The organism is Rhizobacter sp. P2_D12 (assembly GCF_056404395.1).
In genome coordinates this window covers 1-12,365 of record NZ_JBFUEB010000061.1, presented here as the reverse complement: position 1 = coordinate 12,365, position 12,365 = coordinate 1, and the positions used below count along the sequence as shown (strand labels likewise).

Here is a 12,365-nt window from a genome sequence, read left to right as displayed (position 1 = left end):
TAATCGCCGCACCCACCCCACACGCATCACCCCACCCGAAGGAGCTCGCATGTCCATGCCCCTCGTCCGCCGCGCCGCGCTCGGCGTGATCGCCACCTCGCTCGCCGCCTGGGCCGCCCCCGGCTGGGCCCAGGCCAAGCTCAAGGTCGCCGCGATCTACACCGTGCCGGTGGAACAGCAATGGGTCAGCCGCATCGACAAGGCGCTGAAGGCCGCGGTGGCACGCGGCGAGATCGAGTACGTCTTCAGCGAGAACGTCAGCAACGCCGACTACGAGCGCGTGATGCGCGGCTATGCCGAGAAGGGCCACGCGCTGATCGTCGGCGAGGCCTTCGCGGTCGAGGCCGCGGCGCGCAAGGTGGCCAAGGACTACCCGAAGACCAGCTTCCTGCTCGGCAGCTCGGGCAAGCCGCAGGAGCCCAACTTCTCGGTGTTCGACAACTTCATCCAGGAGCCGGCCTACCTGTCGGGCATGGTGGCCGGCGGCATGACGAAGTCGAACAGGATCGGCATGGTCGGCGGCTACCCGATTCCCGAGGTGAACCGGCTGATGAACGCCTTCATGGCCGGCGCGAAGGAGGTCAACCCGAAGGTCGAGTTCATGGTCACCTTCATCAACTCGTGGTTCGACCCGCCCAAGGCCAAGGAGGCTGCCTTCGCGCAGATCGACCGCGGTGCCGACCTGCTGTACGCCGAGCGCTTCGGCGTCAGCGATGCGGCCAAGGAGAAGGGCAAGCTCGCGATCGGCAACGTGATCAACACGCAGGACAAGTACCCCGACACCGTGGTCGCATCGGCGCTGTGGAACATGGAGCCCACCATCGACCTGGCCATCCGGAACGCCCGCTCCGGCACGTTCAAGGCCGAGGACTACGGCCCGTATTCGATGATGAAATACAAGGGCAGCGAACTCGCACCCCTGGGCACGTTTGCAGCCAAGGTGCCCGCCGCCGTGGCGGCGCAGGTGCAGGCCCGGGAGAAGGCGATTCGCGAGGGCACGTTCGCCGTCAAGGTGGACGACTCGCAACCGAAACCGACGGCGAAGTGAGCCGCCTGCCAGGACCTGATGCCGACTTCTTTCCGACCTTTCCGCCGGCCGCATTCGGCCTGCGTCCTGGCACTGACCCTGTCGCTGGCCGCGTGTGACCGCGGCGCGGCACCGGCGGCCGCCCCGGCCTCCCCTGCTTCGGCCGCCGCTGTGGCAACACCGGCGCCCGCCTCCGCGCCGGCCCCCGGCGTCGCGCTGGCAGCGCAACTGCAGCAGCGCGCCGACGGCGTGCTGGCCGCACACCGCCAGATGATCGTGCTGATGACCGGCGAGCGCACGCTCAAGCCGGCCGAGCGGCGTGCCGTCGGCGCGGTCGGCCAGCTGCTGTTCCATGACCTGCAGGAACGCGTCGACGCGCTGGCCGCCGCGGCGGCGAACACCACCGACCCGGCCACGCTGCCGGCGCTGGAGGCGCTGCTCGATCGCATCGAGAACGAGCCGGGCTGGTTCGATGCCGACCGGCTGGCCTTCAAGGAATTCCTGCTGCGCCTGTCCGCGCAGTACGCGCAGTCGCAGTCGATCGCCGGCCTGAAGCTCGCGCGCCGCGCCAACGACGACCTGGCCGTGCTGGCCGAGGTGGAGCAGGCCTACGACCGCGAGCTGAAGGACGTGTTCGGCCGCTTCGCCCAGCGCGGCATCGAGCTCAAGCGCGAGAAGTGGGCCGACTACGTCGCCAAGCTCGGCAAGCTCTACACCCGCGAGCAGATCCTGAAGGACTACGCGACCATCGTGCCGTACACCGCGCCGTCGACGAAGTCGGGTGCCGCCGAAGAGGCCGATTCGCGCGAGATCTTCGGCGGCTCGCTGCCGCCCAAGACCGTCGTGCTGACCTTCGACGACGGCCCGCACCCGAAGTACACCGACGACATCCTCGACATCCTGAAGCGCTACGACGCGCCGGCGATCTTCTTCAACCTGGGACGCAACCTGGGCACGGTCGACGCGCAGGGCCACGCGAAGCTCGGGCCGAACGGCGCGGTCGCCCGGCGCGTGCTGCAAGCCGGCCACCAGCTGGCCGACCACAGCTTCACGCACAGCGTGATGGCCAAGCTGAGCGACGACGCGGTGCGCAGCGAGACCACCCAGACCGAGGCCTTGCTCGACGCCACCGGGCGCCAGCCGTCGTCGCTGTTCCGCTTTCCGTACGGCGCGCGCAACGAGGGCGCGCTCAGTGCCGTCGAGGGGCTGAAGCTGCGCTCGATGATGTGGAACGTCGACTCGATGGACTGGGCCGACCCGGTGCCCAAGAGCATTGCCGAGCGGGTGCTGAGCGAGGTCGGCCGCGCCGGCCGCGGCGTGATCCTGTTCCACGACATCCAGGGCCGCACCGTGCAGGCGCTGCCGCTGGTGCTGGACCAGCTGGTCGCCGACGGCTGGCGCTTCGCGACCTGGCGCGACGGCAAGTTCGTCGTCAACGCGCCGCGCCGGGCCGCGCCCGATGCGGCGCTTTCCGCCGGCGCCGACACGCTGTACCGCGACAGCTACGCGCTGGTGGTCGGCATCGACCGCTATGCGAAGTGGCCGCAGCTGCACCACGCGGTGCGCGATGCGCGCGCGGTGCAGGAGACGCTGGTCGCGCGCTTCGGCTTCAAGCCGGCGAACGTGACCGCGCTGTACGACGGCGAGGCGACACGCGCCAACATCCTGCGCGTGCTGAACGAGAAGCTGGCCGATCCGGCCAGGCTCAAGCGCGACGACCGCATCCTGGTCTTCTACGCCGGCCACGGCGGCACGCGCAAGCTGACGAGCGGGCGCGACGTCGGCTACCTGATCCCGGTGGACGCGTCGCTGACCGAGTTCGCGTCGGACGCGATCTCGATGCCGCAGCTGCAGGAGGTGGCCGAGGCCACGCCGGCCAAGCACGTGCTGTTCCTGATCGATGCCTGCTACTCCGGCCTCGGGCTGACGCGCGGCGGCGGCGCGCCGAAGACGGCCAGCTTCCTGAGCGACAACGCGCGCCGGCTGGGCCGGCAGATGCTGACCGCCGGCGGAGCCGACCAGCAGGTGGCCGACGACGGCCCGGGCGGACACTCGGTGTTCACCTGGACGCTGCTGCAGGCGCTGAACGGCAAGGCCGACCTGAACGACGACAGCGTGATCACCGCCACCGAGCTGGCCGCCTACGTGGCCCCGGCGGTGTCGGCGATCGCGCACCAGACGCCGGCCTTCGGCAGCCTGCCGGGGTCGGAGGGCGGCGAGTTCGTGTTCGAGGTGGCCGCCGACCGCGAGGCGCTGAGCGGCGACTCGCGCCAGCTGGATGCCGATGCGAGCCAGCTGAACAAGCGGCTCGACGACGCGAAGACCGCCGCGCTGCAAGGCGGCGGCGCCAAGGACGTGCAGGTCGTCGTCAAGAACCTGGAAGGCGGGGACGTGAAGCTGTCGACGCCGGCCGCCGCACCGGTGGCCCCGCGCGTGGCCGCGCAGCGCGCCAACGACCGCGGGCTCGCGCTGTACCGCGAGCGCCGCTACGACGAGGCCGAGGCGGCCTTCACCGAGGCGCTGAAGCTGCAGCCGGTGTTCGCGCTGGCGGCCAACAACCTGGGCTTCGTCTACTTCAAGCGAGGCAAGCCGGCCGAGGCGGCGCGCTGGTTCGAGAAGGCGATCGAGATGGACGGCAGCCGCGCGCTGGCCTACCTGAACCTGGGGGACGCGCAGCTGCAGGCGGGGAACGAGGCGAAGGCGTTGCAGGCGTACACGACCTTCGTCGGGCTCGCGCCGAAGCATGCGCGGGTGGCCGAACTGCAGGCCTTCATCGCGGCGCCGGACGCGGCGCATCGGCCGAAGTTGCCCTGATATGGTGATGACGTCCCGGATTGGCATCGGGGCTACCCGTCTTGTAGCCCGGATGCCATTCCGGGATCGCCTCCCATGACCCCCGCCCTGATGCTCGAAGGCATCACCAAGCGCTTCGGCAGCCTGGTGGCCAACGACGACATCACGCTGTCGCTGAACCCCGGCGAAGTGCTCGCCCTGCTCGGCGAGAACGGCGCCGGCAAGAGCACGCTGGTGTCGATCCTGTTCGGCCACTACGTCGCCGATGCCGGCCGCATCGCGGCCTTCGGCGAGCCGCTGCCGCCCGGCCAGCCGAAGGCCGCGCTGGCCGCCGGCATCGGCATGGTCCACCAGCACTTCACGCTGGCCGACAACCTGAGCGTGCTCGACAACGTGATGCTCGGCACCGAGCCGCTGTGGCAGCCCTTCTCGCGCCGCCGCGCCGCGCGCGCGGCGCTGCTCGACACCGCCCGGCGCTTCGGGCTGCAGGTGGATCCGGACGCCCGCGTCGGCACGCTGTCGGTCGGCGAGCGGCAGCGCGTCGAGATCCTCAAGGCCCTGGTGCCGACCGGCACGCGCCGCGGCGCACGCATCCTGATCCTCGACGAGCCGACCGCCGTGCTGACGCCGGCCGAGGCCGAGTCGCTGTTCGCGACGCTGGCCCAGCTGGTCGCGCAAGGGCTGGCGGTGATCTTCATCAGCCACAAGCTCGACGAGGTGCTGCGCGTGTCGGACCGCATCGCCGTGCTGCGCGCCGGGCGGCTGGTGGCCACGCTGCCGGCCGGCGAGGCCGACAAGGCGGCACTCGCCGAGCTGATGGTGGGCCGGCGCGTCGAGATGCCCACCCGCATCCCCCGCCCACGTGGCGGCGAGGTCGCCCGCCTGGCCGGCGCGTGCGTCGACGATGGCGCGCGGCGCCTGCTGCACCGCGTCGACCTGTCGCTGCATGCCGGCGAGATCGTCGCGATCGCCGGCGTGGCCGGCAACGGCCAGCAGGCGCTGGCCGAGCTGCTGTTCGGCTTGCGCGCGCCCAGCGAGGGCGAGGTGCAGCTGCGCGGCGTGCCCCTGCCGGCCCGACCGGCCGCCTGGGTGCGCGCCGGCGTCGCCCGCATCCCGGAAGACCGGCACGCGGTCGGCGTGGTCGGCGACCTGCCGCTGTGGGAGAACGCGATCCTCGAGCGCCAGGGCACGCCCGCCTTCGCGCGCCGCGGGCTGCGCCGCCATGCCGCGGCCCGGGCCCACGCGCAGGCGCTGGTCGACGGCTTCGACGTGCGCGGCACCGAAGCGCGCGGCCTGAACACACCGACGCGCGCGCTGTCCGGCGGCAACATGCAGAAGCTGATCCTCGGCCGTGCGCTGATGACGCCCGGTGGCGAACCGCCGGTGCTGGTGGTCGCCGACCAGCCGACGTGGGGGCTGGACATCGGCGCGGTGGCCTATGTGCACGCGCGGCTGCTCGCGGCCTGCGAGCAAGGCGCCGCGGTGCTGCTGGTCTCCGAAGACCTGGACGAGATCTTCGCGCTCGCGGACCGGGTGGCGGTGATGCACGCAGGGCACCTGGGCGAGGCGCGGCCGGCCGCCGGCTGGACGCTCGCGCAGATCGGCCTCGCGATGGCCGGCGGGGCCCGCGATGCGGCTTGAGCGCCGCGCCCAGCCGTCGCGCGCGTGGCAGCTCGCCGCGCCGTTCGCCGCGGTGGCCTTCACGCTGCTCGCCGGCTCGCTGCTGGTGGCCTGGGCCGGCGCGCCGGTGGGCCGCGCCTACGCCTTGCTGCTCGAAGGCGGCTTCGGCTCGCGCTTCGCGTGGAGCGAGACGCTGACGCGCGCCACGCCGCTGATCCTGACCGGGCTGTCGGCGGCGGTCGCCTTCCGCGCGCGGCTGTTCAACATCGGCGCCGAAGGCCAGCTCTACGTCGGCGCGCTCGCCGCCGTCGCGGTCGGCGGGCTGCACGGCGGCAGCGGCTTCGCGCTGTCGCCGTGGCTGCTGTTCCCGCTGATGATGCTCGCCGCGGCCGCGGCCGGCGCGCTGCTGCTGCTCGGCCCGGCGCTGCTGAAGAGCCGGCTCGGCGTCGACGAGGTCGTCACGACGCTGCTGCTGAACTTCATCGTGCTGCTGTTCGTCTCGATGATGCTGGACGGCCCGATGAAGGACCCCGGCGCGATGGGCTGGCCGCAGAGCGTCGCGCTGCAGGATGACCTGCAGCTGGGCCGCCTGCTGGAACGCACGCGGCTGCACACCGGGCTGCTGTGGGCGCTGGCGCTGTCGGTCGGCCTGTGGGCGCTGCTGAAGTACACCACCGCCGGTTTCGCGATCCGCGCCAGCGGCGCCAATGCGCGCGCCGCCGCCTTCGCCGGCCTGCCCGTCGGCCGCGTCACGGCGGGGGTGGCGCTGCTGTCGGGCGCGCTGGCCGGGCTGGCCGGCGCGATCGAGGTGTCGGGCCGTGCCGGCTACCTGACGCTCGACATGTCGCCCGGCTACGGCTACAGCGGCATCGTGATCGCGATGCTGGCCGCGCTGAACCCGCTGGGCGTCGTCGCCGCGGCGGTCTTCGTCGCCGGCATCCTGGTCGGCGCCGACAGCATGGGCCGCGCCGTCAACGTGCCGACCTACATCGCCGACGTGATCGTCGCGGTGTCCTTGCTGGCGATGCTGGTGGCCGGCGCGCTGGCGCAGTTCCGCATCGTCCGCGGTGGAGCGGCCCGTGCTGGCTGAGACGCTGGACCTGTTCGCGAGCCTGCCGTTCTGGGTGGCGGTGCTGCGCATCGCGACGCCGCTGGTGCTGGGCACGCTGGGCGTGCTGCTGTGCGAGCGCGCCGGGGTGCTGAACCTCGGCATCGAGGGGATCATGGTGGCCGGCGCGTTCACCGGCTGGTTGACCGTGCACCACGGCGGCGGGCTGTGGACCGGCGTGGCGGTGGCCGCGGCCACCGGTGCGCTGCTCGGGCTGCTGCACGGCGGGCTGACGGTGAGCCTGGCGCTGTCGCAGCATGTCGCGGGGCTGGGCATCACGCTGTTCGCCAGCAGCCTCGCGAGCTACGCCTACCGCGTCAGCTTCCCGAAGGTCGACAGCCCGCCGACCATCCAGCCGTTCGCCGAGATGGCCTGGCTGCCGGTGCCGGTGCTGCAGCAGCAGACGCCGCTCACGCTGCTGGCGCTGGGGCTGGTGCCGCTGGTGGCCTGGGGGCTGTACCGCACGCCGCTCGGCCTGGCCCTGCGCATGGTCGGCGAGAACCCGGCCGCGGCCGAAGGGCAGGGCCTGTCGGTCGCGCGGCTGCGCATCGGCGCGCTGGTGGCCGGCTCGGCGCTGATGGGCGTGGCCGGCAGCTTCCTGACGCTGGCGGCCTTCAACGCGTTCTACTTCAACATGGTCAACGGGCGCGGCTGGGTCTGCGTGGCGCTGGTGGTGTTCGCGTCGTGGCGGCCGGGCAAGGCGCTGCTGGGCGCGCTGCTGTTCGGGCTGTTCGATGCATTGCAGCTGCGGCTGCAGCAGTCGGGCAGCGGCGTGTTCGGCGTCGCGCTGCCGTACCAGGCCTACCTGATGCTGCCGTATGCGCTGAGCATCGCGGCGCTGGTGGTGATGGCGCGGCGCGCGGCGTATCCTCAGGCCCTGATGAAACCCTACCGGCAAGGCGAACGCTGAACCGACCCGCATGCAGATCCGCGTCCTGACCCCGGCCGATGCCGCCGACTACCAGCGCGTGCGCCTGCTCGCGCTGAAGCTGGATCCGCTGGCCTTCATCGCGAGCCACGACGAAGAATGCGACACGCCGCTGGCCGAGGTGGCGCGGCAACTGCAGGCCGGGCCGCAGCGCGCCGTGGTCGGCGCGTTCGACGGCGACACGCTGGTCGGCACCTGCGCCTGGCGCCGCGAGCAGCCGGCCAAGCTCGCCCACAAGGGCTATGTGTGGGGCGTGTACGTCGCCGCCTCGCACCGCGGCCAGGGCCTGGCGCGCAGGATGCTCGAAGAACTCATCGCGCACGCGCGGCGCGCCCCGGGCGTGCGCCAGCTGAACCTGTCGGTGTACGCGTCGAATGCCGGCGCCGTCGCGCTCTATGCATCGATGGGCTTCGAGGTCTACGGCCGCGAGCCGGCAGCGGTGCTGCTGGACGGCGTCTTGCACGAGGACGTGCACATGGTGAAAGTCTTGCAGGAGCAACCCTCATGAGCAGCGAACCCGGCGGCACCGCGGAGCCCGGCCCCAGCGCCACCCAGAACTCCAGGCACATCCGCCTGACCTCCCACCCCGGCCAGCAGGGCCCGTCCGGCGCGCCGGCCATCCACTGGGGCGCCGCCACCGCGGCCGAGCGCGGCCCGATCGTCGGCACCACCACCAACCGCAGCCAGCGCAACGTGATCGGCACGCACAGCGGCTCGTACGGCATCTACCGCGCGCTGGCGCTGGCGGCCGGCAACCTGAAGAAGGGCCACCGCGCCGACCTCACCAACACCGCCCCGACCGACCTGATCGGCCCCTACCCCCCATGGTGCGATGCGGCGAAGATGGTGTCGATCGACCCGTGGGGCGCCTGCGTCGCCGACGTGTTCGCCGAGCCCATCGCGCAGGGCTACGACATCCGCCCCACCATCGCGGTGACCCAGGCCCACATCCACCTGCCCGAGGTGAAGCAGGCGCTGGCCTTCCAGCGCCTGCAGGTCGACGGCCGGGTGCTGCTGGACGACAGCTCGGCCGTCGTCACCAAGGTCGCGATCGAGCCGGTGTGGTGGCTGCCCGGCGTCGCCAAGCGCTTCGGCGTCAGCGAAGGCGACCTGCGGCGCCACCTGTTCGAGGAGACCGGCGGCATGTACCCCGAGCTCGTCACGCGCAGCGACATCGAGGTCTTCCTGCCGCCGATCGGCGGCCAGACGCTCTACATCTTCGGCAACCCGCGCCACCTGGCCGACCCGTCGGTCACGCTGACCGCGCGCGTGCACGACGAGTGCAACGGCTCCGACGTGTTCGGCTCCGACATCTGCACCTGCCGGCCCTACCTGACGCATGCGATCGAGGAATGCATCCGCGGCGCGCAGCACGGCGGCGTCGGGCTGATCGCCTACAGCCGCAAGGAAGGCCGCGCGCTCGGCGAGGTCACCAAGTTCCTGGTCTACAACGCGCGCAAGCGCCAGGTCGGCGGCGACAGCGCCGACAAGTACTTCCTGCGCACCGAATGCGTCGCCGGCGTGCAGGACATGCGCTTCCAGGAGCTGATGCCCGACGTGCTGCACTGGCTGGGCGTGCAGAAGATCCACCGCCTCGTCAGCATGAGCAACGACAAGTACGACGCGATCACCGGCAGCGGCATCGCGGTCGGCGAGCGCATCAAGATCCCCGACGAGCTGGTGCCGGCCGACGCCAAGGTCGAGATCGAGGCCAAGATCGCCGCCGGCTACTTCACCGACGGCAGCGTGCCGGACGACATCAAGCTCGCGGCCACCAAGGGGCGCGGCCTTGTCTAGCCCGGCCGTCGTCGCGCTGCGCCAGGCCGCGACCATTCGCGAGCGCTGCGCCAACATCGCGCGCGCCGTCGGCGAGGGGCGCTCGGGCCACTTCACGCTCGATCGCTCGAAGCTCGCCGACGCCGCGCAGCGCGTCGAGCAGGTCACGCGCAGCAACTACCCGTCGCTGCGCATCCCGTACCACAGCCGCTGGCGCCACTTCGAGGCCGGCGGCATCGACCGCAAGGGCGAACTCGATGCGCGCCTGGCCGGGCTGGACGCCGCCGCGCAGGCGCGCGCCCGCATCGACCTGACCGTCGTCAGCGTGCTGCTGGATGCCGGCGCCGGCCCCGGCTGGCGCTATGTCGAGGCCGGCAGCCTGCAGGAGTTCTCCCGCTCCGAGGGCCTGGGCGTCGCGAGCTTCCGCGGCTTCATGCAGGGCCTGTTCTCGTGCGACCCGGCGCAGCCGCTGCGCGTCGATGCGGTCGCGCTGCAGCGCCTGGACGCCGCCACGCTGGCCGCGATGTTCCAGGTGCGCGACGACAACCCGCTGGTCGGTCTGGACGGCCGCGCGATGCTGCTGCGCCGGCTCGGCGATGCGCTGCACGTGCAGCACGCGAGCTTCGGTGCCGAGGGCCGGCCGGGCGCGCTGTACGACCGGCTGGTGCTGAAGCCCCTCACCGCGCCGCGCCTGCTGCAGGCGCTGCTCGACACGCTGAGCGGCATCTGGCTGGCCGGCAACGAGCTCGACGACCAGCCGCTGGGCGACTGCTGGCGCCACCCGCTGGCCGGCGGCAGCGATGCCAGCGCCGGCTGGGTGCCGTTCCACAAGCTCAGCCAGTGGCTGTGCTATTCGCTGCTCGAGCCCTTCGAGTGGGCCGGCGTGCCGGTCACCCAGCTCGACGGCCTGACCGGACTGCCCGAGTACCGCAACGGCGGCCTGCTGCTCGACTGCGGCGTGATCGTGCCGCGCGACCCCGGTTTTTCACAGCGTCGTCATACAACCGGCGACGAAGCCATCGTCGAGTGGCGAGCGCTCACCGTCGCGCTGCTTGACGAACTGGCGCCGCTGGTGCGCCACCGCCTGGGCAAGACCGTCACCGAGATGCCGCTCGCCTGCATCCTCGAAGGCGGCACCTGGGCTGCAGGCCGCGCCATCGCTCGCGAACTGCGCGACGGCGGCCCGCCGCTCGCGATCGACAGCGACGGCACGGTGTTCTGAATCCATCAAGATTCAGGGCTGCAAGGCCCCTCCTTTGTCACGAGACCAAACTAATACCATTCGTGAAACTCATCCATCACGGGAGCGAATGGATGCCTCGTTGCAGCCACGATGACTGGCTGAAAAGCTGCAACTTTCCACACAACTCGACACCTTGCCGTGGGTTCTGTTAGGTATTTACCCTGATTTGTCTGATGACCAAGGGTGCTTCAATTGGTCTTGTGGAAGCGTTTCCACTTTTGGTGTAACGCATCCAGCAGCAAGGCCCTCGCGAAGGCCCGCGCAGTACGTCGACGCGAGATCGAGTCAACAAGGCAGGGGCCCGGCGCCAGGCGCGTCGACGGTCCGAGAGGGTTGGGAACCATGAACAGATTCAAGCTGAGCGCGCTCGCGCTCGCCGCCGGTGTGGCCGCAACATCGATGGCCCATGCGGGCACGATCGTCGCCCCGTACTTCTTCGGCTGGGGCTTCAACAGCACCGCCTACAAGTTCAAGAACCTCACGGAGGCGAGGTCGCGCGCCGGCATGGACGGCATGACGATCGCCTTCGGCATCTCCGGCGGCGGCTGCACGCTCAGCGGCGGGATGGAGAACATCCTGAACAACGCGGCGATCAAGGCCGACACCAAGTCGTACATCGACAACGGCGGGAAGGTGATCCTGTCCTTCGGCGGCGCCAGCGGCACCTACCTCGAATCGGTGTGCTCGGCCAACGACCTGGTGACGCTGATCCGCCGCCTGATCGACACGCACGGCACCCGTTCGATCGACTGGGACATCGAAGGCGGCCAGCTCGGCGACACGCGCCTGAACGGCGTGCGCAATGCCGCGATCAAGCAGCTGCAGGCCATCTACCCCGACCTGTACACCTCGTTCACGCTGCCGGTGGATCCGTTCCGCACCAGCTCCGAGCCGGGCGGCCTGCCGCCCAAGGCGCTGGAGCTGATCAAGGGCGCCGCGAATGCCGGCGTCACGGTGTCGATGGTCAACATCATGGCGATGGACTACGGCACCTACTACAGCGGCGGCAAGAAAATGGGCGACCTGGCCGTCTCGGCCGCGCAATCCACCTTCAACCAGCTGCGCGGCGTCTACCCGTCCAAGACCGACGCGCAGCTGTGGGCCATGATCGGCATCACGCCGATGATCGGCCAGAACGACGTCGCCGAAGAGAACTTCACGCCGGCCGACGCGACCACCGTCGCCAACTTCGCGAAGCAGAAGGGCATCGGCCTGCTGGCCTACTGGGCCGCGCAGCGCGACCGCGTCGGCTCGGGCAGCCTGGACGACTTCAGCAAGTCCAACACGCGCGACTACGAATACTGGCAGATCTTCGCCACCGCCAAGGGCAGCAACCCGCCGCCGGCCCCGCCCCCGCCGCCGGCCCCGCCCCCGCCGCCGGCCCCGACCGCCAAGCAGTACACCGTGAAGTCGGCCTTCTCGAACCTGTGCCTGGACATCGCCGGCTCCAGCACCGCCGACGGCGCCAAGGTGGTGCAGCAGAACTGCAGCGGCACCGGCTCGCAGGTGTTCTCGTTCGTACCCGACACCAGCGGCACCTACCGCATCGTCAACGTCAACAGCGGCCGCTCGCTGGACGTGACCGACGTGTCGACCGCCAACGGCGCGCTGATCCAGCAGTGGGCCAACGGCAGCGGCGCCAACCAGCGCTTCGCGGTACTGACCGATGCCGCGAGCGGCACCGTGCGCCTGCAGGCCGCCAACAGCGCCAAGTGCGTCGACGTGAAGGACTGGAACAGCGCCCCGGGCGCGGCGATCCAGCAGTGGGACTGCAGCGTCAACGCGAACCAGAAGTGGTCGCTGGTGCCGGTGACCTCGGCGCCTGCGCCCGCACCCGCTCCGGCCCCGTCGCCGGCCCCCGCGCCTGCAC

Annotated in this window: 9 protein-coding genes; all 9 read left to right on the top strand. The window is 71.2% G+C overall.

The annotated features are described in order from the left end of the window. Positions 1 to 49 precede the first annotated feature (49 nt). Positions 50 to 1,048 carry a BMP family protein gene (locus tag AC1DYN_RS19825; RefSeq protein WP_477962684.1) on the top strand — a complete coding sequence of 333 codons (999 nt, stop codon included), beginning with the start codon at positions 50 to 52 and terminating at the stop codon, positions 1,046 to 1,048. Positions 1,049 to 1,198: 150 nt separating this feature from the next. Continuing rightward, the gene (locus AC1DYN_RS19820; protein WP_477962682.1) at positions 1,199 to 3,841 is read left to right on the top strand and encodes a polysaccharide deacetylase family protein; all 2,643 of its coding nucleotides are present in this window, start codon (positions 1,199 to 1,201) and stop codon (positions 3,839 to 3,841) included. 75 nt (positions 3,842 to 3,916) lie between these two features. Next, the gene (locus AC1DYN_RS19815) at positions 3,917 to 5,461 is read left to right on the top strand and encodes an ABC transporter ATP-binding protein (protein ID WP_477962680.1); all 1,545 of its coding nucleotides are present in this window, start codon (positions 3,917 to 3,919) and stop codon (positions 5,459 to 5,461) included. Next, positions 5,451 to 6,530 carry an ABC transporter permease gene (locus AC1DYN_RS19810; RefSeq protein WP_477962678.1) on the top strand — a complete coding sequence of 360 codons (1,080 nt, stop codon included), beginning with the start codon at positions 5,451 to 5,453 and terminating at the stop codon, positions 6,528 to 6,530. Before AC1DYN_RS19815 ends, AC1DYN_RS19810 begins: the two co-directional genes overlap by 11 nt. Then, positions 6,523 to 7,458, top strand: a complete 936-nt coding sequence (locus tag AC1DYN_RS19805) for an ABC transporter permease (RefSeq protein ID WP_477962781.1) — start codon at positions 6,523 to 6,525, stop codon at positions 7,456 to 7,458. The genes AC1DYN_RS19810 and AC1DYN_RS19805 overlap by 8 nt, the downstream gene beginning before the upstream one ends. Before the next feature lie 10 nt (positions 7,459 to 7,468). Further along, positions 7,469 to 7,984 (top strand): GNAT family N-acetyltransferase, encoded by a 516-nt coding sequence (locus AC1DYN_RS19800; RefSeq protein WP_477962677.1) that lies wholly within the window; start codon positions 7,469 to 7,471, stop codon positions 7,982 to 7,984. Continuing rightward, complete coding sequence (locus AC1DYN_RS19795) at positions 7,981 to 9,273, top strand: GTP cyclohydrolase II (RefSeq protein ID WP_477962675.1); 1,293 nt, start codon at positions 7,981 to 7,983, stop codon at positions 9,271 to 9,273. The genes AC1DYN_RS19800 and AC1DYN_RS19795 overlap by 4 nt, the downstream gene beginning before the upstream one ends. Continuing rightward, positions 9,266 to 10,474, top strand: a complete 1,209-nt coding sequence (locus tag AC1DYN_RS19790) for a URC4/urg3 family protein (RefSeq protein ID WP_477962673.1) — start codon at positions 9,266 to 9,268, stop codon at positions 10,472 to 10,474. The genes AC1DYN_RS19795 and AC1DYN_RS19790 overlap by 8 nt, the downstream gene beginning before the upstream one ends. Before the next feature lie 363 nt (positions 10,475 to 10,837). Next, the coding region (locus tag AC1DYN_RS19785; protein ID WP_477962671.1) for an RICIN domain-containing protein at positions 10,838 to 12,365 on the top strand (1,528 nt) is incomplete at its 3' end.